The organism is Gordonia amicalis NBRC 100051 = JCM 11271 (assembly GCF_000332995.1).
Taxonomy (GTDB): domain Bacteria; phylum Actinomycetota; class Actinomycetes; order Mycobacteriales; family Mycobacteriaceae; genus Gordonia; species Gordonia amicalis.
In genome coordinates, this window is sequence record NZ_BANS01000041.1 from 1 (window position 1) to 20,197 (window position 20,197).

Here is a 20,197-nt window from a genome sequence, read left to right on the forward strand (position 1 = left end):
CCTCGACCGCCTCCGCCTCACGTCCATACCGGGTCGCCAGCCACGAGCAGATGATGAGCTGGATCTGATGGAAGATCATCAGCGGTAGGACGATGAGGCCGACGGTCGAGCCGGCGAAGAGCACGGTCGCCATCGGGAGTCCGGTGGCGAGGCTTTTCTTGGTGCCGCAGAACTGGATGGCGATGGTGTCGGCACGGTCGAAGCCGAGCTTCGTGGGCAGCCATCCGGTGATCGCGAGCACGACCACGACGAACACCAGCGAGATCAGCGACACGGCGATCACCTGCACTGCGTCGACCGACGACCAGATGCCGTTCTCGACGCCCTCGCTGAAGGCGACGTAGACAACGAGGACGATCGCGCTGCGATCGGCCAGCTTGGTGATGTGGGCGTGGCGTGCGAAGAACGGCCCGACCCACGGTCGTGCCAGCTGACCGACGACGAACGGCACCAGGACCTGCGCCACGATCTTCAGGATCGCCGAGGCGTCGATGGTGGCGTCTCCGGTGTTCTGCATCAGTGCGACGACGAGTACCGGGGTGAGGAACACACCCAGGATGTTCGACGCGGAGGCGCTGACGATGGCGCCGGCGACGTTGCCCTTGGCGATGGAGGTGAACGCGATCGACGACTGCACCGTCGAGGGCACCAGACACAGGAACAGCAGCCCGGCATAGAGGTCGTCACCGATCAGCGGCTCGACGACCGGTTTGAGGGCCAGACCGATGATCGGGAACGCGACGAAGGTGAACGCGAGAATCGTCAGGTGCAGTCGCCAGTGCTTGAGACCGTCGAGAGCCTCGCGCGGGTGCAGTCGCGTGCCGTAGAGGAAGAACAGAGCACCGATCGCGACGACGACGATCCACTCGAATGCGTCCCCGGCGGCCCCGCGGACAGGCAGGAAGGCGGCGACGACGACCGCCGCCACGATCGCGAGGATGAATCCGTCGATCGGTGAGCGGTCGAGGAGGTTCTTGAGCGCGCGCATATGTCAGAGCTGCCGACCGCGGGTGACGATCAGGCCTGCGCGGTGTCGTTCGCGCAGACGCCGCGCAGCGAGCACGCACCGCAGCTGCTGGTGCCGCAGTCGGCAGCCGCGTCGGACTCCGCCCCGGCCGGCTTCTCGGCGGAATGCGCGTCGTCGTGACCCGAACAGCAGGAGCAGCCCGCGTCCTCGGCCGGCACGGTCGCCGCCGCGCGCACGCCAATGGCGCTGACCAGGCCGATGATGACAAGCGCGGCCACCAGGGCGACGACACCGAAGAGGACGGACCAGCCGCCGTCGACGGCCAGGGTGGCGACCGCACCGAGGACGAGGATCACACTCGCGCCGAGCGTTCCGGGTGCCGCGACGCGGTTCGCGACGCGGAAGGCCTCATCGGAGCGCATGGTCTCGTCGGTGCGAACACCGAGACGGCGGTTGCGGGGAAGAGTGCCGCGGAGACCGCGGACCCCGACCGTGGTCCAGAGCCCGGCCAGTGCGAAGAGCAGGACGGCAACGACGACGGACAGGGCATTCACGACCCACAGCATACGACTGGGTCCGCTGTGCAACCGAATCGAGCGTGCCCGGGTGAACTGCACCTCATGGACCTGCCTGCTATGGCGCGGTGACGAGCTGACCGGATTTCAGGCTGGTCGGGCACAGGATTTACCCTGGTCGGGTGACTTCAGTCGACACCACCAGCACCAACGGCTCCGCCGGGGCGACCGCTCATCGCTACACCGCGGAGATCGCGGGTGAGCTCGAGCAGCGCTGGCAGCAGACCTGGTCCGACGAGCATGCCTACGAGGCACCGAATCCCGTCGGACCGCTCGCCGGTGACCTGAGCGCGTTCGGCGGCGGCAGCGCCGACGCTCCCGACAAGCTGTTCGTCCAGGACATGTTCCCTTACCCCTCGGGTGCGGGTCTGCACGTCGGCCATCCGCTGGGGTTCATCGCCAGCGACGTCTTCGCCCGCTACCAGCGGATGACCGGCAAGAACGTTCTGCACACGATGGGTTTCGACTCCTTCGGTCTGCCGGCCGAGCAGTACGCCGTCCAGACCGGCACCCATCCGCGCACCACGACCGAGCAGAACATCGAGCGCTATCTCGGTCAGATCCGACGACTCGGCCTCGGCCACGACGAGCGTCGTCGCGTCGCGACCACCGACGTCGACTTCTACCGCTGGACGCAGTGGATCTTCCTGCAGATCTACAACGCCTGGTTCGACGCGGATCAGGGCAGGGCCCGACGCATCTCCGAGCTGGTCGAGGAGTTCGCCGCCGGCACACGTGAGCTCACCGGCGAGCACGCCGGCAAGTCCTGGGCGGATCTGACGCCGGCCGAGCGCACCGCGGTGATCGACGACCACCGCCTTGTGTACCTGAGTGATTCGCTGGTCAACTGGTGCCCCGGTCTGGGCACGGTGCTGGCCAACGAGGAGGTCACCGCCGACGGTCGCAGTGATCGTGGCAACTTCCCGGTCTTCCGTAAGCACCTGCGGCAGTGGATGATGCGGATCACCGCTTACTCCGACCGGCTGCTCGACGACCTGGACCTGCTGGACTGGCCGGAGAAGGTCAAGACCATGCAGCGCAACTGGATCGGCCGTTCGCGGGGTGCGCAGGTCCGGTTCGGTGCGCCCGGTGTCGGCGACATCGAGGTCTTCACGACCCGCCCGGACACGCTCTTCGGTGCCACCTACATGGTGCTGGCCCCCGAGCATCCGCTCGTCGACGCACTGACCGCCGACGCCTGGCCGGAGGGCACCGACGATCGGTGGACACGCGGCGGCAGCGATCCCGTGACGGCCGTCGCGGAGTACCGCGCGTCGATCGCGGCGAAGTCCGACCTCGAACGCCAGGAGAACAAGGAGAAGACCGGCGTCTTCACCGGGTCCTTCGCGATCAATCCGGTGAACGGACACCAGGTTCCGGTCTTCATCGCCGACTACGTCCTCATGGGTTACGGCACCGGCGCGATCATGGCCGTCCCGGCGCACGACGCCCGCGACCACGAGTTCGCGACCGTGTTCGGCCTGCCGATCATCGAGGTCATCGGCTCGGACACCGACGTCCAGGTCGAGGCCTACATGGGCGACGGCCCGTTGGTGAACTCGGACTTCCTGGACGGCAAGAACGTCGAGGACGCCAAGGCCGCAATCGTCGAACGCCTCGAGGCCGACGGCGTGGGCACCGGCAAGATCCAGTACAAGCTGCGTGACTGGCTCTTCGCCCGCCAGCGTTACTGGGGTGAGCCGTTCCCGATCGTCTACGACGCCGACGGCCAGCCGCACGCGTTGCCCGAATCGATGTTGCCGGTGGAACTCCCGGAGGTCGAGGACTACGCACCGGTCTCCTTCGACCCCGATGACGCCGACAGCGAGCCGTCGCCCCCGCTGGCCAAGGCCGGCGAGTGGATGACCGTCGAGCTCGATCTCGGCGACGGTCTCAAGACCTACACCCGCGACGCCAACGTCATGCCGCAGTGGGCGGGCAGTTCGTGGTACCAGCTGCGCTACATCGATCCCACCAATCAGGAAACCCTGTGCGACAAGGACAACGAGGCCTACTGGATGGGTCCGCGTCCCGAGTTGCATGGTCCGAACGATCCGGGTGGTCTCGACCTCTACATCGGTGGCGTCGAACATGCCGTGCTGCACCTGCTGTATTCGCGGTTCTGGCACAAGGTCCTGTTCGACCTCGGCTACGTCACCAGCCGCGAGCCGTATCGAAAGCTGTTCAACCAGGGCATGATCCAGGCGTACGCGTACACCGACTCGCGCGGCATCTATGTGCCGGCCGAGGAGGTCACCGAGGAGAACGGCAAGTTCTTCTACAACGGTGAAGAGGTGCGCCAGGAGTACGGCAAGATGGGCAAGTCGCTGAAGAACTCGGTGACCCCCGACGACATCTGCCGCGACTACGGTGCCGACACCCTGCGCGTCTACGAGATGTTCATGGGTCCGCTCGACCAGTCACGCCCCTGGGCGACCAAGGACGTCGTCGGTTCGCAGCGGTTCCTGCAGCGCATCTGGCGCCTGGTCGTCGACGAGGAGTCCGGTGAGCTGCGCGTCGCCGACGCCGAGTCCGACGACGACACGAAGCGGTTGTTGCACAAGACGATCGCCGGTGTCCGCGAGGATTACGCGGCCCTGCGCAACAACACCGCCGTCGCCAAGCTGACCGTGCTGACCAACCACCTCACCAAGAACTTCGAGAAGGCCGGTGCGCCAAGGGATGCCGTCGAAGCGCTGGTGATCATGCTCGCGCCGCTGGCACCGCACATCGCCGAGGAACTGTGGCATCGTCTGGGCCACGACACCCTCGTCGTCCGCGCGCCGTTCCCGGTCGCCGACGAGGCGTGGCTGGTCGAGGACACGATCGAGATCCCGGTGCAGGTCAAGGGCAAGGTCCGCAGCCGGATCACCGTCGCCGCCGACGCCGACGAGGACACCCTGCGCACCACTGCCCTCGCCGACGAGAAGATCGCCGCCCTCCTCGACGGTGCCGAACCGCGCAAGGTGATCGTGGTGCCCGGCCGGATGGTCAACATCGTCCCCTGACGCCTCGCGCTTCGTAGCGATAGCGACGTGCTGTCTTCGCTCCCTGAGGTGTGAGGAGCGATAGCGATGTGCCGTTTCCGCTCCCTGAGGTGTGAGGAGCGATGGCGATGTGCCGTTTCCGCTCCCTGAGGTGTGAGGAGCGATAGCGACGAGCCTCGAAGGGCTCGCGACCCGAAACTGCGTTGCCGCCAAACGACTTCGCTCACGGTGTGACGATGGCGAACCCGGGATCCGGGTCATCGACCAGTCCGGTGATGGTCGAGATCGCGGACGTATCGCCCTCCAACGTGGCACCACTGGCGGCCGTGCCGGTGAGAAGGCCCAGCAGATCGCGCTTGGTGAGGGTCACGACGAGATCGGCGGGGTCCTGTCGCCGCGTCGGGTGGTGGATCAGGACACCGTTCGAGAGCTCCATCCGATAGGTCTCGTCGGTGTCGGTGAAGTGCCATCGGATGGACGTCGACAGGTCCCACGCTCGCGGGCCGTCGATGCGGATGGCGAGACTGTCGAAGAGTTGGGTGATGGTGAGCGCGCTCGCGATTTCGGACCCGCTGACCGGTGCGGGATGCGGCCGGCCGACGAGCTCGTCGGCACCGGCCAGGAAGTTGTTGCGCCAGTTGGCGCACTCGGATCCATATCCCAGTTTCGTGAACACCTGCGCGAGGAGCTTTTTCGCGCCCGCATGGTCCGGCTGGGCGAACACCGCGTGGCCGGCCAGTTCCGCGGCGAATCGAAGATCTCCCTCGTCGGCGAACTCCTGCGCTTTCGCGACCGCTGCCTCGACCCCGCCCAGCGCACGCACGTACCGAGCGGCCGCCGCCTCCGGTGGGTGCTGCCACAGATGGGCCGGATTGCCGTCGTACCAACCGAGATACCGCTGATAGATCGCTTTCACGTTGTGGCTGACCGAGCCGTAGAACCCGCGGGCGTGCCAGGCCGCGTCGAGGACCGGCGGCATCGGGAAGTCCTCGGCGATTTCGCTGCCCACGTATCCCTGATTCATTCGCCGCAGCGTCTGATCGTGGAGGTAGGCGTACAGATCGCGCTGCTGGGTCAGATAGACGAGCAGCTCGTCGGTGCCCCAGGTGGGCCAATGATGGGACGCGAAGGCGACATCGGAGTCGTAGGCGAACATCTCGATGGCCTCGGTGAGGTATCGCGACCAGATGCGGGCGTCGCGCACCTGTGCGCCCCGCAATGTCAGCAGGTTGTGCAGATTGTGAGTTGCGTTCTCGGCCAGACACAGTGCTCGGTGATCGGGGAACCAGAAGTTCATCTCCGCCGGCGCCTCGGTACCCGGCGTCACCTGGAAGATCATCCGGACACCGTCGAAGGTCTCTTCCTGTCCGGTGTGGGTGATGTCGAGCGTCGGGGCGATCAAACCCACTGTCCCAGTAGATGTGCTGGGACCGAGTCCAGCGCCGAGGGTCCCGGTCGCGCCGACTGGCAGCACGATCCCGGTGTGATACATGCTCCGCCGCAGCATCGCGGTGCCCGCGTAGACGTTCTCGGAGACGGCATGTTCGAGAAAGTGTTCGGGCGCGACGATCGGCACGGTGGTGTCGACATCGACGACGCCGAGAACGCCGCCGAAGTGATCGACATGGGAATGGGTGTAGATGACTGCGCTCACCGGCCGTTCACCGCGATGCCGACGGTAGAGGGCAAGGCCGGCCGCTGCGCATTCCGACGAGACCAAGGGATCGATCACGACCACGCCCGTGTCGCCCTCGACCAACGTCATGTTCGAGAGGTCGTAGCCGCGGATCTGATAGATTCCGTCGGTGACCTCGAACAATCCGTGAACCGACGTGAGCTGGGCCTGCCGCCACAGATTGGCGTTGACGGAGTCGGGACAGTCACCGGCAGTTGCCTCCGCGAAACCCGCGGCGTCGTAGACGACACTGCCGTCACCACCGTGGATGACCGCGGGTTCCAGGACCCCGATCAAACCCCGGTTGGCGTTGTCGAAGTCTGTTCGGTCGGAGAAATCGGCAGGCATCGGATCTCCTCGTCCGGCAGGCTCGGCGGACTGCGCGGATCAGATCGATGTTCGGTTCCCGACACCATTGACACCAGTTGCGGTCACAGTATCGCCCACCGGCCGGGCTGTGACAGCAGGATCAGGGATTCGTGGGGCCGCCGCCCCTCACTTCGGCGGCAGCTTCCTGGCGTAGTCGGAGCCGATGGTGACCCAGCGGGTCAGCTGACGATCGGTGGCGATCCCTTCCTCGAAGACGCGGAGCCAGCCGAGAGTCTCGCGCGCCGACATGTACATCGGCGCGGTGTGGGGGTACTCGAGAAGGCTGTTGGTCTCCTCGGGCGGCACGTGCACCATGATCCCGCCCTTGCCGCTCACGGCCACGGCCATGTTGTCGTTGATCAGGAACGCCAGGCCGCCGAACATGGGAACCTCGTCGACGCCGGCCTCCGCCGCGAGCAGCGCGCGGATGCGAAAAGCGAGTTCCTCGTCGTAAGCCACGTCCTCAGGCTATCGGCGGGTGTGACGGAGAAGGACTTGGCAACTAACTTACCGAGCAGTAAGGTCATGCCATGGCGATCAACCTGGAGCTCCCGAAGAAGTTCGATTCGACGGTCGAGCGCACCCACCTGGCTGCCGAGCACATCTTCCGGCCGATCTCACGGAAATACGACAAGGCCGAGCACGAGTACCCCGTCGAACTCGACGACCTCGCGAAACTGGCCAAGCAGGGACGCGGGTCGGAGCGGTCGGCCGACTCGTCGAGCGGCGACGACGGGCCGTCGGTCAACGGCGCCAACATGCGCGGCTTGATCTCGGCGCTCGAGATGAGCTGGGGCGACGTGGGTCTGCTGCTCTCCATCCCCGGCCAGGGTCTGGGCAATGCCGCCATCGCGGCGGTCGCCAACCCCGAACAGCTCGAGAAGTTCTCCGACGTGTGGGCCGCGATGGCCATCACCGAGCCCGGCTTCGGGTCGGACTCGGCGGCCGTCTCGACGACTGCGACCCGCGACGGCGACGACTACCTCATCAACGGGGAGAAGATCTTCGTGACCGCCGGCTCGCGAGCCGATCACGTGGTCGTCTGGGCCACCATCGACAAGAGCGTCGGTCGTGCGGCCATCAAGAGCTTCGTCGTGCCGATGACGACCGAGGGGGTGACGGTCGCCCGGCTCGAGCACAAGCTCGGCATCAAGGCCTCCGACACCGCCGTGATTCGCTTCGAGAACGCCCGCGTGCCCGCCGAGAACCTGCTCGGATCACCGGAGATCGACACCAAGAAGGCGTTCGGCGGGGTCATGCAGACCTTCGACAACACGCGCCCGGTCGTCGCGGCGATGGCGATCGGCCTCGGCCGCGCTGCACTGGAGGAACTGCGCCGGATGCTCGACGAGGCCGGCCACGAGATCGACTACGACCGCCCGGCCTCATCCCAGCACGCGACCGTCGCCGAGTTCATCCGACTCGAATCCGAGTGGGAGGCATCGTGGTTGCACACCCTGCGCGCCGCGTGGATGGCCGACAACAGGCAACCCAACTCCACCGAGGCCTCGATGTCGAAGGCGAAGGCGGGTCGTACGGTCACCGAGATCACCAACAAGGCCGTGGAAATCGGTGCAACAGCTGGCTTTTCGGAGACCTCCCTGCTCGAGAAGTGGGCTCGTGACTCCAAGATCCTCGACATCTTCGAGGGCACTCAACAGATCCAGCAGCTGATCATCGCGCGCCGCATCCTCGGGAAGTCCAGCGCCGACCTCAGGTGAGGTCGACGTCCTTCCCCGACGCAGGGTCGGAAAGCAGCACATTCGGGTACCTGCGGTGTGACGATGGAGGCTCGGCTTCAAACGACTCCCGTCGGAAGGTCGTGGCATGACCACACCCGCAGACATCCGCAGCGACTCTTCGCTGGTGGAGCTGTACAAGGACCTTCACAGGCATCCCGAACTCGGCTTCCAGGAACACCGGACCGTCGGTCTGGTCGTCGACCGGCTCCGGACGTCGGGCTTCGAGGTGACCACCGGTGTCGGCAGGACCGGAGTGGTCGGTGTCCTGCGAAACGGGGACGGTCCGACGATCGCGATGCGCGCCGACATGGATGCCCTACCCGTCCGTGAGGACACCGGGCTCGACTACGCCAGCACCGTCACGGCAACCGACGAGAACGGTAAGACGGTCCCGGTTGCCCACGCCTGTGGCCACGATCTGCACACCACGTGTCTCCTGGGTGCGGCGGACATCCTCGCATCCGATACGTCGCAATGGTCGGGCACGGTCGTCCTGCTGTTCCAGCCCGCCGAGGAACTCGGTGCCGGTGCTCAGGCGATGGTGGACGACGGCGTGTGGGATCGGTTTCCGAAACCCGATGTCGTGCTGGGTCAGCATGTCTCGCCACTGCCCGCGGGCAAGATAGCCGGGCATCCGGGAGCGTCGTACGCCGGGTCGGATTCACTGCGGGTGCGACTGGTGGGTCGTGGTGCACACGGCTCGATGCCCGAGGCCTCCGTGGATCCGATCGTGCTGGCCGCTGCCACGGTCCTGAGGCTGCAGACCGTCATCTCCCGGGAGATCCCGAGCACCGCCACCGCTGTGCTCACCGTCGGATCGATCCACGCCGGTGACGCCGCGAACGTGATTCCCGGCGAGGCCGAGATCCAGCTGAACATCCGCAGCTACAACGAGACCGTGCGCGGCAAGATCCTCGACAGCGTCGAGCGCATCGTGCGCGGCGAGGCGGCGGCGTCGGGCGCGCCGGACGAGCCGACGATCACCGAGATCGAACGGTTTCCCGTGGTCACCAACGACCCGGACGCGCTGCGCACGACACTGGACGCCTTCGCTGACTGGTTGGGCGCGTCCAACATTCTCGACCCGGGGGCAGGTGCGGGAAGTGAGGACGTGGGCATTCTGGCCACGAGTTGTGGCGCACCCCTCTCGTACTGGCTGCTCGGCGGAGCCGATCTGTCCCTGTTCACCACCGGCGACATGACGGATCCGGCACTGCTGAAAGTACCGTCCAACCACTCTCCGCACTACGCGCCGGTGATCGATCCGACGCTGGCGACGGGAGTCCGAGCGCTGGTCATCGCGGCCCGCACCTGGTTGGGGCCGTCCGCCTCACGATGACGGCACTGCGGGGACGGTGTACGCCGGCCTCAGCGCAAGAGCCGTTCCCGTAGCCGCGCTTCACGTTCCAGTCGCTCCGTATCGCGGCGGCGGCGTTCGGCCATGATCGCGCACAGCACATCCTCGAACGGCGCACCCTGCGGTGGAGCAGGTGCCACGAACGGCGCCGCGTCGAAGACCAGTCGGCGCGCGGCAAACGCGCGGGGCTCGGGCTTCATGCCATGACGACCGTTGAGGAACTGGCGGATGATCACGGCGAGTCCGTCGGGGAGGGCCACGATGTCCGCGGACACCGCCCACGAGGCGAGTCCGGCGGGCATCTCGACGGGATTCTGCTTCTCGACGCGGTGCCGGTCCCGGATCACGTAGGTGCCGGCGAGGAGGTCACCGAGCCGCTTGTTCTTCCGCGAGATCGCAGCACTGATGAGCGCGGGCAGACCCAGGCAGGCGTACATCTCGATGAACCCCACCAGCGCCCGGGTGAGCGAATGCCGAAACCCGATGGGTCCGGCGTCATCTCGGACGGTACGCAGGCCGACGACGAGATGACCGACGGTCTTGCCCCCGGTGAGGGTCTCCACGACGGTGGGCAGCGCGATGACACTGACGATGGGCAGCATCGTGTTGACGGCGCCCCGCCAGGCCTCGTTGAGGTCGATGGCCACCTGGTAGGTCAGCCACCAGAGGATCAGCCAGAGGGCGATCCCCAGCGCGACGTCGATCATCCCCGACAGAATCCGGTAGCCGAGACCGCCTGGCGGCAGCGCCAGTGCCACCGCCTCACCGGAGACCAGATCGTCGCGTCCCACGCCGACCGTGGCCGACGCACCTGCACCCCAGACGGTCGGCGGCGGGCCGGTCGGGACACCCGCCGGTCCCGGGGGTCCTGGCGGCGGCGGTACGGATGGCACGCCTCACCATACGACGCGAACCGCGGCTCGCACCCTCACCCGTGCACAGAGACGACACCCGTCGAATGACACGTCCTGCGTTGACCCGGATGCCGGTTACCCTGGCCGGATGGACCTCGACGCCTATGTCTCCGCGCACCGCGCGACGTGGGAACGGCTCGATGAGTTGTCGCGCCGGCGGCGTCTTACCGGAGCCGAGGCCGACGAGATCATCGACACCTACCAGCGGGTGGCGACGCATCTTTCGGTGATCCGCTCGTCGGCGCCCGACGCATCGCTCGTCGCGTACCTGTCGGCGTTGCTGGCGCGGGCCCGGGGTAGAGCGTCGGGGACGCGGGTGAGTACCTGGTCGACGTTCATCGATTTCTTCGCCGTGTCGTTCCCCGCTGCGCTGTACCGGATGCGGTGGTGGTGGCTGACGGTGATGGGCGTGTGTCTGCTCGCGGCCGCGGTCATGACCTGGTGGGTTCTGGAGCATCCGCGCATCGAGAGTTCGTTCGCCTCGGCGCAGGAGATCGAACGGCTCGTCACCAACGACTTCGAGAACTACTACAGCGAATACGAGGCGACGTCGTTCGCGGCGCGGGTGTGGACCAACAACTTCTGGCTGGCCGCGATGTGCATCGTTGTCGGCGTTTTCGGCCTGCCGGTGATCTGGATGCTCTACACCAACATCCTGAACCTGGTGGTGATCGCGTCGATCATGATCCGCCACGGTCGCGGAGACCTGTTCTTCGGTCTGCTCCTGCCACACGGCATGCTCGAACTGACCTGCCTGTTCGTCGCCGCAGGAGTCGGGCTCCGGATCTTCTGGTCCTGGGTGTCACCCGGGAACCGAACGCGCGCAGCCGCTCTCGGTGAGGAGGGTCGGGCCGCCATCGGCGTGGCGCTCGGTCTCGTCGCCGTCCTCTTGGTGTGCGGGGTGATCGAGGCCTTCGTGACGCCTTCGCCGCTGCCGACGTGGGCGCGGATCGGGATCGGCGTGACCGCCTGGTTGCTGTTCATGATCTACGTCTTCGTCGCCGGGCGCCGCGCGCACCGAGCCGGTGAAACCGGCGACCTCGCCGAGCTGGATCGCGGACTGACTGCACCGACCGTGTAGGAATGGTTCGTGACCTCGATACGGTCCTCGGCTTGCGCCTCGGACCTACTCGGCCGGCGGAGGTCTGCTGGTTGAGTAGGTGAGGAGCTTGCGACGAGTGCCTCGCCTGCTGGTTGAGTAGGTGAGGAGCTTGCGAGGAGTGCCCCGCCTGCGGGTTGAGTAGGTGAGGAGCTTGCGAGGAGTGCCCCGCCTGCGGGTTGAGTAGGTGAGGAGCTTGCGACGAGCCGTATCGAAACCACCCGTAACCCGAAAGGAACACCCGAATGGCCAAGAACGACAAGTCTCTGCTCGCGGTCTCGTTGATCGGAGGAGGTCTGGCGGCGGTCGGTCTGACGCACTTCGTCAAGCCGGAGGTGTTCGCTCCCATCACCGCACCCGTGTTCCCCGAGGACACCACGACGTGGACCTACCGCAACGGTGCCTGCGAGACCGCGATCGGCGTCGCGCTGGTGTCACGCCGCACCCGACGCCCCGGCCTGGCCGGGCTGGCCGGCTACCTGGGCTTCCTCGGCTACCGGGCGGTGCAGGCGAAGAGCTAGCTCGACGCAGCGCTACAGCAACCCGCGTGATTTGAGCAGCAGATAGTGATCTGCCAGCCGAGCGGGCAGCGCGTGGGGCGGGGCATCCACCACGTCGACGCCGAGCCGACCGACGGCGGTGGCCGTCCGATTGCGCAACGTGAGGGTCCGGGCTGCCGCGGCCGCGTCGTAGACGGCTTCCGGGTGTTCCCGGACGGCGATCATCTCCTCCAGCGCCGGATCGGCGACGGATCCGATGACGACCTTGTAGTGCTGCGCGAGAACCGACAGCGGGGGCAGCAGTGACTCCTCGACGGCGGCCGGTTCCATCGGGGTCAGCAACACCAGCAGGGCGCGCTGGCGGCTGATCTTCGCGACCTCGGCGCCCAGCATCGGCCAATCCGCCTCCAGCAGTGCCGGTTCGAGGTCGGCCATCGCCGTGACCAGCCTGCTGAGCAGCGTCGTCCGGCCCTCCCCGACGACTCGACGGTGCACGCGTCGGTCACCGGCGATCAGGTCGACCCGGTCGCCCGCATGCGATGCCAACGCCGCCAGCAGCAGGGCGGCGTCCATCGCGGCGTCGAGTCGGGGGACATCGCCGACGCGCCCCGCCGAGGTGCGCGACGTGTCGAGCACGATGACGATGTGTCGGTCCTTCTCCGGTTGCCATGTCCGCACCACGGTCGACCGGCGTCGTGCGGTCGCCCGCCAGTCGATGCTGCGGACGTCGTCTCCTTCGACGTAGTCCCGGAGAGAGTCGAATTCGGTGCCCTGCCCGCGTATCCGGACCGCCGACCGGCCGTCGAGCTGGCGGAGGTGGGCGAGTCGGGAGGGCAGGAACCGCCGTGACCCGAACGGCGGGAGCGCGCGGACCCGACCGGGAAGCGGGACGCTGCGTTGCCGTCCGGCCAGTCCCAGAGGACCGAGACGGCGCACCGTCACCCGCACGGCGAGTCGGTCGCCACGTCGCGTGGGGGTGAGAGTGGTGGTCACCGTAGTGGTCTCACCGCGCGGCACGGTGAGGCGGTGGATGGCGCCGGTGGCGCCCGCCGACGGTTGCCAGCTGTCACGCAGGACGCCGCGAAAGGTCCCGGTCCCGGTGTTGGTGACCGTGATCGAGCAGGAGGTGCTCTCCCCTAACCGGACCGGTCCGATCACCGACCGTGTCATCGCGATGGTCTTCGTCGATCCGGCGAGCGCGAGGTCGAGGCACATCAGCAGCACACAGAACAGAACCCACAGCACGGGGACGGCGTAGTTCGGCCACACCAGGATCGGCACTGCGCCCAGCAGCACCAGTACCAGAAACCGGCCGGTGAGGAACATCAGCGCGGCACGGGAACCGAGTTGACGGCGGCATCGAGGACCGAGCCGACCGACACGCCTTCGAGTTCGGCCTCCGGCCGCAGCGACAGCCGGTGTGCCAGCGTCGACTGTGCCAGGGCCTGAACGTCATCGGGGGTCACGAAGTCACGGCCGTTCAGCCACGCCCACGCGCGGCTGGTCCCGAGTAGCGCGGTCGCGCCGCGCGGGCTGACGCCGAGTGCCAGGGACGGCGAGAACCTTGTCGCGCGGGCGATGTCGACGATGTAGGCGGCCACCTGTGGTGCGACACCGACGCGGCGGACCTGTTCGATGCCGGCTTCGACGTCGGCGGCCGAGGCGACCGGTCGAAGTCCGGCGGCGGCGAGATTCCGCGGATCGAACCCGGCCGCGTGCCGGGTCAGGACAGTGATCTCGTGCTCACGTGGCGGCACGGGCAGTGTCACCTTCAGCAGGAAACGGTCGAGCTGGGCCTCCGGCAGCGGGTAGGTGCCCTCGTACTCGACGGGGTTCTGCGTTGCTGCCACCAGGAACGGGCTGGGCAGCGGACGGCCGACGCCGTCGACGGTCACCTGCCGTTCCTCCATCGCCTCCAGCAGCGATGCCTGCGTCTTCGGTGGGGTGCGGTTGATCTCATCGGCCAACAGGAGGTTCGTGAACACCGGTCCCTCGCGGAACGTGAACTCCGAGCCGGCGGAGTCGAACACAAGCGAACCCGTCACGTCTCCGGGCATCAGGTCGGAGGTGAACTGCACGCGCTTGGTCTCGACGTCGAGCGCCGCCGCGACCGATCTGACGAGGAGGGTCTTGGCGACGCCCGGAACGCCTTCGAGCAGGATGTGTCCGCGACACAGCAGTGCGATGAGGATGCCCGCGACCGCCGGGTCTTGCCCGACAACGGCTTTGGCGACCTCGGCACGCACCGCACCGAGTGCCTCGCGTGCCTTGTTCGACGACGGGGCGGGTCCACCGTGCGGATTCTGCGGCGATGAGGCCGCTTTCTCGGACGGACCGGGGCCGAAGGTGCGGGATGGATCGACGGTCATGGTGTGTGCCGGACTTCCTTCTCGAGGGCGGTCAGTTCACTGGTGAAGACGACGAGGCCGGTGTCGGTCGTGGGCAGCGGCCCCGCGAGCAGGGTCCGTACCTGTGGAAGGTCGCGGCCGGTGACGGACACGACGGTGGTGATGATGGCGTGGACGGCGGAGTCGGCGGTCTCCCCCGGTGCCACCATCGTTTCCCATTCGGGTGCCGCCAACTCGTCGGTGGCCCGACCGGCGTCGTACGGGAGGCCGAGGTAGGAGGCGAGCGAGGTCAGGGTGTGGATGCGCAGCGCGGCGGCGGCGCGGGCGTCGGCGCGAGCCTTGTGGTACATCCGGCCCCGCGCCTGGGTGGTCTCGATCGCCTTGACGACCGCCGGCAGCGGCTCGGTGACCAGCGCGCCGAAACGGCGACCTCGCCAGAGCATCAGGACCAGGACTGCGAACGCGGCCAGCACGACCAGCGGCCCGAGCGCCTCCGGGATGTCGGATTCCTCTTGCGCCGACGCGACTTCGTCGGTGAAAAGAGGTACATACCAGAGGATGTCGTGCGCGCTTGCGAAGAGACGGGTGGCCACGCCCGCGTTGTCCCGGAGCGCGAGGTTCTCGTTGATCAGCATGTCGCCACTGACGACCACGATCTCCGGGCGGGTCGATGTGGCCGGCACGATCAGCACATTCGACGCGGTGCCGGTGGTGAAGCACGACGTCGCGCCCGGTGCGGATGTGCTGTAGCCGAGCGCGCCGCCGGTGATGGTGTCGTCGTCGGCGATCTCGGTGGTCGTGCACCCGGCGAGCACCGCGGTCGGGGCACCGCCGTACTCCAGCCGGACGGGTAGCCGGAGAAGTGACAGAGCGTTGTCCTGCGGCGCGATCAGGATCACCCGGTGTGCGTCGGAGACCCAATCCAGGAACTGTTGTGCGGTACCGGGGTTCAGCGCGCCGACCGATGACACGACGACCGTCGTGCTGCTCTCGGGGCGCGGCGAATCGGTGAGCTCGTCCAGTCCACGGGCCTGATGGAGGTCGCCGCCGTGGTCGTCGATGATCTGGGCGAGGGCGCGCGCACCCTGGGGCCGTGGATTGTCGGGGTCGTAGCTGACACCAGGCCCCGGTTCCGCACCGAACACGGTCAGCGCGGAGACACCGAGCAGGGCGATCGCTGCGGTCACCGCGACGACGAGCACCACCACGAGTACCCAGATCCATCGTGGCGTGCCGCGCTTCGGCGGGGCGGGCGCGATCGACGGTGTACGTGCCGTCGTGGTCATCGAGGCACCGCCAGACGACGCGGACCAGATGTGTCCACCCCGGCGGGTCGGGCGGACGACACGGTGCGCTCGAGGTCGAGCACCGCACGGGCCGACCCGGCCGCCGCATGGCGACCGCCGTACGCGATCGCATCGAACAGGTCTGCGGCGCTCCGGAGTTCGACGCCGTGCTCCTCGAACCGGGACGCCAGTTCGGTCGCCACCTCATGTGCGGTGAGGGACGGCTCGTCGGCGAGCAGACCTCGTTCGATGCCGCGTTGGGCGAGCGCGCGGACGGCGGTGATCACACTGGTGTCGTAATCGCCGGCGGCATAGCGGGTCTCGGCCTCCGCGCGGAGTTCTTTCGCCGAACGCGGGCTTCCGGACAACACCACCTTCGCTGCGGCGTTCTCGGTGGTCTTCGGGATCCGCGGCGTGCGGCGCACGCGGCGGATCACGAGAACGGCGAGTCCGAGCGCCAGGAGGATGGCGATCACGATGACGATCGCCCGGATCGTGTCCGACCCACCGACCAGGTCGAGGACGTTGTCGGCGATCCATCCCCAGACCCGGTCGCTGAACCGGTCCCACCACGACGGTTCCGGCGGTTGGTAGGCGTTCTGGGAGAGTTCGTCCTCGGCCCACCGGCGGGCTTGCTCGTTGCCGGGTTCCAGGGGTGCGGCGAGGATCGGGGTCACCGCGCACCCGGCCGCGGGTCGTGCGGTGAGTCGGACATCGTCACGGATACCGGCCTTTCCGCGCTGCTGGGACCTCGACGGACTCGACGGACTCGATGCCCGAGGGGCTCTTGCGGCGAACGTATCAAACAACGGTGTGCAAGCACCGAAAACATCCACCGGTCGACGGACGCGCGTGCTACGGTGCGGAACTAGAACACGTTCTAATTTCTGGAGGATTCATGACCGTGGAGCAAGCCGGCCTCGCCGACCAGATCGACGCGGCGGTGGACGCCTACATCGAGTTGCTGAACTCCGGCACCGCCGAGCAGATCGCCGACCTCTACGCGCCCGACGCGACGGTCGAGGACCCGATCGGCGCCGACATCCGCAACACCCGCGAAGAGCTCGTCGAGTTCTACTCGGTGATCACCGGCATGGACGAGCGCACCGCGACCCTCAAGTGGAAGAAGGTCGCCGGCGACACCGCCGTCTTCGAGTTCACCCTGGTGACCAAGACCTCCGGACTGGCCTTCGAGATCACTCCGGTCGACATAATGGTCTTCAACGCCGACGGCAAGGTGTCGTCGATGCGCGCGGTCTGGCGTCCGGAGGACCTCACGCAGCTCTGACCCGCTAACCCCGCCCCGTCGGCCGCAGCACGATGTCCTGCGGATGGGCGTCGACGGGCGTCTGGATGGCGTGTACGACGGCGGCCGCGACGGACTCCGGGCGCAGGAACTGTGAGGCGTCGTAGTCCCGTCCCTCGAGGGCGACGAGTTCGCGCTGCATGTCGGTGTCGATGCGCCCGGGGTAGACGGACGTGACCCGTAGTGTCGGTTCCTCGGCGCGCAGCGAGTCGGCGAGTGCCCGCAACCCGAACTTGCTCGCCGCATACGGCGCCCAGCGGGGTTTGGCGTTTCGTCCTGCCCCGGAATTGACGAAGACGACGTGCCCTTCTGCCTGCCGCAGCGCCGGCAGCAGGAGCCGCGTCAGTTCGGCGACGGCGACGAGGTTGATCTCGAGGACGTGATGCCACTCCTCGACGGGGGTGTCGGCCACATGCTCGAGACTGCTGCCGACGCCGGCGTTGTGGACCAGCACGTCGAGTTCGTTGATCGCTTCCACGGCGCCGGCGACCTCGTCGTAGTCGGTCAGTTCGACGGCGAAAGTGCTCGCGCCGTCGAGTTCGATGGCGAGGTTGTCGAGTTCGGGCGAGGGGCGTCCACCCAACAACAGGTCGTGGGTGGGCGCGAGCTGTCGGGCGATCTGGGCGCCGAGGCCGCGACTGGCCCCGGTGATCAAAGCGGTGGGCACTCTGCCCACCCTACTGGGCGACCCGGATGCCGAAATCGTCATGCTGACCACCCTCCGCTGGCCGAGTAGTGACGACCCGGATGCCGAAATCGTCACGCCTCCCACCCTCCGCTGGCCGAGTGGTGACGACCCGGATGCCGAAATCGTCACGCCTCGCACCCTCCGCCGACCGAGTAGCGACGACCCGGATGCCGAAATCGTCACGCCCCCCACCCTCCGCTGGCCGAGTAGCGACGACCGAACGGAGTGAGGACGACGCGTATCGAGGTCACCTCGATGAGCACACGACGGCGCCGCGGGGCAGAATCGTCGGCGTGGCCAGGTACGGATTCACCCCAACGCAGCTGTCGGCACGTGCCGCGTATCTGCTGCGCGGCAACGACCTGGGCACCATGACCAGTGCGGCACCCAAGCTGTACCCGCACATGTGGAGTTGGGACGCCGCCTTCGTCACCGTCGGTCTCGCACCGCTGTCGGTCGAGCGAGCGGTGATCGAGATGGACACCCTGCTCTCGGCGCAGTGGCGCAACGGAATGATCCCGCACATCGTGTTCGCCAACGGTCGGGACGGGTACTTCCCCGGCCCGGCCCGCTGGGAGTGCGCGCGACTGGCCGAGTGCGCCCCCGACTTCCCCGACACCTCGGGGATCACCCAGCCTCCGGTCCACGCGATCGCGGTGCAGCGCATCCTCGACCATTCCCGACGCCACGGCCGGACGACGCGGGCGGTGGCCAACGAGTTCATCGACCGCCGGTGGAGTTCCCTGGTGCGATGGCACCGGTGGCTGGCTCATGCGCGGGATCCCATGGGGCGCGGCCGGATCACCATCTTCCACGGCTGGGAATCCGGTATGGACAACTCGCCGCGCTGGGACTCGGCATACGCGAATGTCGTTCCGGGACTGGACCTGCCGCCGTACTCTCGGGCAGATCTCGACCACGTGTCGGATCTGTCGATGCGGCCGACCGACCTCGAGTACGACCGCTACCTCTGGCTGGTCGAACAGATGAAGCGCGCGAACTACGACGACGACGTGTTGCCGAAGGTCATGAGTTTCGCGGTCGAGGACGTCTTCGTCAGTGCGATCTTCGCCGTGGCCTGCGATGTGCTCGCGACGATCGGTGAGGACTACTCCAAGCCGCTCGCCGACGTCCGCGACCTGCGCGCATGGGCCGACCGTTTCCGTTCCGGCGTCGTGGCCGCAGCCAACGACCGTAACGGCGCGGCAAGGGATTTCGACTTGCGCGCGAACTCGTGGATTCCGACCGAGACGATCGCCGCGTTCGCCCCGTTGATCTGCGGAGGTCTCCCGCGCGACCGGGAACGGGCTCTGCTCCGGCTGTTCGAAGGTCCGCGATTCTGTGGGCACCCCGACCTCCGGTACGCGGTCCCGCCGTCGACGTCGCCGATCTCGGGCGACTTCCGCCCGCGCGAATACTGGCGCGGTCCGGTGTGGCCGGTCATGACCTGGCTGTTCAGCTGGGCGTTCGGGCGCCGCGGCTGGACCGAGCGTTCCGCGCGCCTTCGGGAGGAGGGCCTGCGCCAGGCCACCGACGGCTCGTTCGCGGAGTACTACGAACCCTTCACCGGCGAACCCCTGGGCAGCATGCAGCAGAGCTGGACCGCGGCATCGGTGCTGGACTGGCTCGACTGAGCCCCACGAGTCGACTACCTGCGAGGTAGTGGCCTTCCCGCGTTCAGGCGCGCAGTCTGGAGTCACGGCGATCCTCACAGGAGGTGTCCGATGACCACTCGACCGATTGCCACTCCACCGGTTGCCACTCCACCGGTTGCCACTCGACCGATTGCCACTCCACCGGTTGCCACGACGATCCGCGTCAGACACCGAGCGGCCCCACCGCGACCCGTGGCGTCGAGCCCGACGTGGCTGACCGCAGTGATGAAGTGCGACAAGGCGCTGTCGTTCTGGTTCGTCCCGGCCGGCTTCCTCTTCGCACCACTCCTGCTGATCCTCGACCCGTGGCCGGTCGCCAGGACCATCGCATTGGTGACGATCTCCCTGTGCGGACTCTGGCTGGGCCTGCTCGGGGTGTTCATGGCTGTCGGACTCGCACGCGTGTTGCGTTCCGGCGACGTGCTTCCCGACGAGTACTGGTTCAGACTGCTCGACTACCACCCGCCACGGGCTTGAAGAACCGCTCACTCATTCCGTTCCCGCTCACCCGATAAAAGTGAGCGGGAACGGAATTGTTGAGCGAATGTCTCGGTCGCGGACTCGCCGCGTTGCACACCATTACAAAGCCGTCACACTGCTGAAACACGCCACTTCTTTCATAACAGGGGACGGCGTCCACTCCGAAGAGTCACCGCAAACCGCGGTTGGCAGCGGTGGACGCCGAGCACCTACCCCGACGAGCGCGTACGCGCCCGAGTGAGACATGGA

18 protein-coding genes are annotated in these 20,197 nt (G+C 67.3%); 8 read left to right on the forward strand and 10 right to left on the reverse strand.

Features of this window, described 5'->3' with window-relative positions:
- Together GOAMI_RS18150 and GOAMI_RS18155 are read right to left on the reverse strand one after the other, a co-directional pair.
- Positions 1-988 (reverse strand): bile acid:sodium symporter family protein (locus tag GOAMI_RS18150; protein WP_006438040.1); only part of this gene is annotated, 988 nt, incomplete at its 3' end.
- Positions 989-1,017: 29 nt separating this feature from the next.
- Complete coding sequence (locus GOAMI_RS18155; protein WP_006438041.1) at positions 1,018-1,533, reverse strand: SdpI family protein; 516 nt, start codon at positions 1,531-1,533, stop codon at positions 1,018-1,020.
- 131 nt (positions 1,534-1,664) lie between these two features.
- On the opposite strand from GOAMI_RS18155, the gene leuS reads away from it, so the two are divergent.
- Positions 1,665-4,550, forward strand: a complete 2,886-nt coding sequence (leuS, locus tag GOAMI_RS18160; RefSeq protein ID WP_006438042.1) for a leucine--tRNA ligase — start codon at positions 1,665-1,667, stop codon at positions 4,548-4,550.
- Positions 4,551-4,752: 202 nt separating this feature from the next.
- Here the strand turns inward: leuS and GOAMI_RS18165 are convergent, their stop codons facing one another.
- Together GOAMI_RS18165 and GOAMI_RS18170 are read right to left on the reverse strand one after the other, a co-directional pair.
- The gene (locus GOAMI_RS18165) at positions 4,753-6,552 is read right to left on the reverse strand and encodes an alkyl/aryl-sulfatase (RefSeq protein ID WP_006438043.1); all 1,800 of its coding nucleotides are present in this window, start codon (positions 6,550-6,552) and stop codon (positions 4,753-4,755) included.
- A 147-nt stretch (positions 6,553-6,699) separates the two neighbouring features.
- Positions 6,700-7,032: a TfoX/Sxy family protein gene (locus tag GOAMI_RS18170; RefSeq protein ID WP_006438044.1), complete on the reverse strand. Its 333-nt coding sequence runs from the start codon at positions 7,030-7,032 to the stop codon at positions 6,700-6,702.
- A 71-nt stretch (positions 7,033-7,103) separates the two neighbouring features.
- On the opposite strand from GOAMI_RS18170, the gene GOAMI_RS18175 reads away from it, so the two are divergent.
- Both GOAMI_RS18175 and GOAMI_RS18180 read left to right on the forward strand, forming a co-directional pair.
- On the forward strand, positions 7,104-8,294 hold the full coding sequence (locus GOAMI_RS18175; RefSeq protein ID WP_006438045.1) for an acyl-CoA dehydrogenase family protein: 1,191 nt from the start codon (positions 7,104-7,106) through the stop codon (positions 8,292-8,294).
- 106 nt (positions 8,295-8,400) lie between these two features.
- Positions 8,401-9,654: an amidohydrolase gene (locus GOAMI_RS18180; protein WP_006438046.1), complete on the forward strand. Its 1,254-nt coding sequence runs from the start codon at positions 8,401-8,403 to the stop codon at positions 9,652-9,654.
- 29 nt (positions 9,655-9,683) lie between these two features.
- Here the strand turns inward: GOAMI_RS18180 and GOAMI_RS18185 are convergent, their stop codons facing one another.
- The gene (locus GOAMI_RS18185) at positions 9,684-10,565 is read right to left on the reverse strand and encodes an RDD family protein (protein ID WP_051995438.1); all 882 of its coding nucleotides are present in this window, start codon (positions 10,563-10,565) and stop codon (positions 9,684-9,686) included.
- 109 nt (positions 10,566-10,674) lie between these two features.
- Between GOAMI_RS18185 and GOAMI_RS18190 the strand changes: the two genes are divergently transcribed.
- Together GOAMI_RS18190 and GOAMI_RS18195 are read left to right on the forward strand one after the other, a co-directional pair.
- A complete protein-coding gene (locus GOAMI_RS18190) occupies positions 10,675-11,667 on the forward strand; it encodes a stage II sporulation protein M (protein WP_006438048.1) in 993 nt (330 codons plus the stop codon).
- Positions 11,668-11,930: 263 nt separating this feature from the next.
- Positions 11,931-12,206, forward strand: coding sequence for a DoxX-related protein (locus tag GOAMI_RS18195; RefSeq protein WP_006438049.1), 276 nt, complete (start codon positions 11,931-11,933; stop codon positions 12,204-12,206).
- A gap of 12 nt (positions 12,207-12,218) precedes the next feature.
- On the opposite strand, the gene GOAMI_RS18200 is transcribed toward GOAMI_RS18195, so the two are convergent.
- Genes GOAMI_RS18200 through GOAMI_RS18215 form a run of 4 tightly spaced genes read right to left on the reverse strand, consistent with a single transcriptional unit; the run spans position 12,219 to position 16,496 of the window.
- Positions 12,219-13,511: a DUF58 domain-containing protein gene (locus tag GOAMI_RS18200; RefSeq protein WP_006438050.1), complete on the reverse strand. Its 1,293-nt coding sequence runs from the start codon at positions 13,509-13,511 to the stop codon at positions 12,219-12,221.
- Positions 13,511-14,554: an AAA family ATPase gene (locus GOAMI_RS18205; RefSeq protein ID WP_006438051.1), complete on the reverse strand. Its 1,044-nt coding sequence runs from the start codon at positions 14,552-14,554 to the stop codon at positions 13,511-13,513. Before GOAMI_RS18205 ends, GOAMI_RS18200 begins: the two co-directional genes overlap by 1 nt.
- Complete coding sequence (locus GOAMI_RS18210; protein ID WP_006438052.1) at positions 14,551-15,819, reverse strand: DUF4350 domain-containing protein; 1,269 nt, start codon at positions 15,817-15,819, stop codon at positions 14,551-14,553. Before GOAMI_RS18210 ends, GOAMI_RS18205 begins: the two co-directional genes overlap by 4 nt.
- Positions 15,816-16,496: a DUF4129 domain-containing protein gene (locus GOAMI_RS18215; protein WP_006438053.1), complete on the reverse strand. Its 681-nt coding sequence runs from the start codon at positions 16,494-16,496 to the stop codon at positions 15,816-15,818. Before GOAMI_RS18215 ends, GOAMI_RS18210 begins: the two co-directional genes overlap by 4 nt.
- Positions 16,497-16,717: 221 nt before the next feature.
- Here GOAMI_RS18215 and GOAMI_RS18220 point away from each other — a divergent pair, with 221 nt between their 5' ends.
- Positions 16,718-17,107 (forward strand): nuclear transport factor 2 family protein, encoded by a 390-nt coding sequence (locus tag GOAMI_RS18220; protein WP_006438054.1) that lies wholly within the window; start codon positions 16,718-16,720, stop codon positions 17,105-17,107.
- 4 nt (positions 17,108-17,111) lie between these two features.
- Here GOAMI_RS18220 and GOAMI_RS18225 read toward each other — a convergent pair whose 3' ends face one another.
- Positions 17,112-17,792 carry an SDR family oxidoreductase gene (locus GOAMI_RS18225; protein WP_006438055.1) on the reverse strand — a complete coding sequence of 227 codons (681 nt, stop codon included), beginning with the start codon at positions 17,790-17,792 and terminating at the stop codon, positions 17,112-17,114.
- A 314-nt stretch (positions 17,793-18,106) separates the two neighbouring features.
- On the opposite strand from GOAMI_RS18225, the gene ggh reads away from it, so the two are divergent.
- Together ggh and GOAMI_RS18235 are read left to right on the forward strand one after the other, a co-directional pair.
- A complete protein-coding gene (gene ggh / locus GOAMI_RS18230; RefSeq protein WP_006438057.1) occupies positions 18,107-19,447 on the forward strand; it encodes a glucosylglycerate hydrolase in 1,341 nt (446 codons plus the stop codon).
- Between the two features lie 246 nt (positions 19,448-19,693).
- Positions 19,694-19,945 carry a hypothetical protein gene (locus GOAMI_RS18235; RefSeq protein WP_006438058.1) on the forward strand — a complete coding sequence of 84 codons (252 nt, stop codon included), beginning with the start codon at positions 19,694-19,696 and terminating at the stop codon, positions 19,943-19,945.
- Positions 19,946-20,197 lie beyond the last annotated feature (252 nt).

Bases quoted from the DNA above. Each gene is read 5' to 3' on its own strand.
- GOAMI_RS18155 (WP_006438041.1), bottom strand. From the start codon at position 1,533: ATGCTGTGGGTCGTGAATGCCCTGTCCGTCGTCGTTGCCGTCCTGCTC.
- GOAMI_RS18165 (WP_006438043.1), bottom strand. From the start codon at position 6,552: ATGCCTGCCGATTTCTCCGACCGAACAGACTTCGACAACGCCAACCGG.
- GOAMI_RS18175 (WP_006438045.1), top strand. From the start codon at position 7,104: ATGGCGATCAACCTGGAGCTCCCGAAGAAGTTCGATTCGACGGTCGAG.
- GOAMI_RS18180 (WP_006438046.1), top strand. From the start codon at position 8,401: ATGACCACACCCGCAGACATCCGCAGCGACTCTTCGCTGGTGGAGCTG.
- GOAMI_RS18190 (WP_006438048.1), top strand. From the start codon at position 10,675: ATGGACCTCGACGCCTATGTCTCCGCGCACCGCGCGACGTGGGAACGG.
- GOAMI_RS18195 (WP_006438049.1), top strand. From the start codon at position 11,931: ATGGCCAAGAACGACAAGTCTCTGCTCGCGGTCTCGTTGATCGGAGGA.
- GOAMI_RS18200 (WP_006438050.1), bottom strand. From the start codon at position 13,511: ATGTTCCTCACCGGCCGGTTTCTGGTACTGGTGCTGCTGGGCGCAGTG.
- GOAMI_RS18205 (WP_006438051.1), bottom strand. From the start codon at position 14,554: ATGACCGTCGATCCATCCCGCACCTTCGGCCCCGGTCCGTCCGAGAAA.
- GOAMI_RS18210 (WP_006438052.1), bottom strand. From the start codon at position 15,819: ATGACCACGACGGCACGTACACCGTCGATCGCGCCCGCCCCGCCGAAG.
- GOAMI_RS18220 (WP_006438054.1), top strand. From the start codon at position 16,718: ATGACCGTGGAGCAAGCCGGCCTCGCCGACCAGATCGACGCGGCGGTG.
- GOAMI_RS18235 (WP_006438058.1), top strand. From the start codon at position 19,694: ATGAAGTGCGACAAGGCGCTGTCGTTCTGGTTCGTCCCGGCCGGCTTC.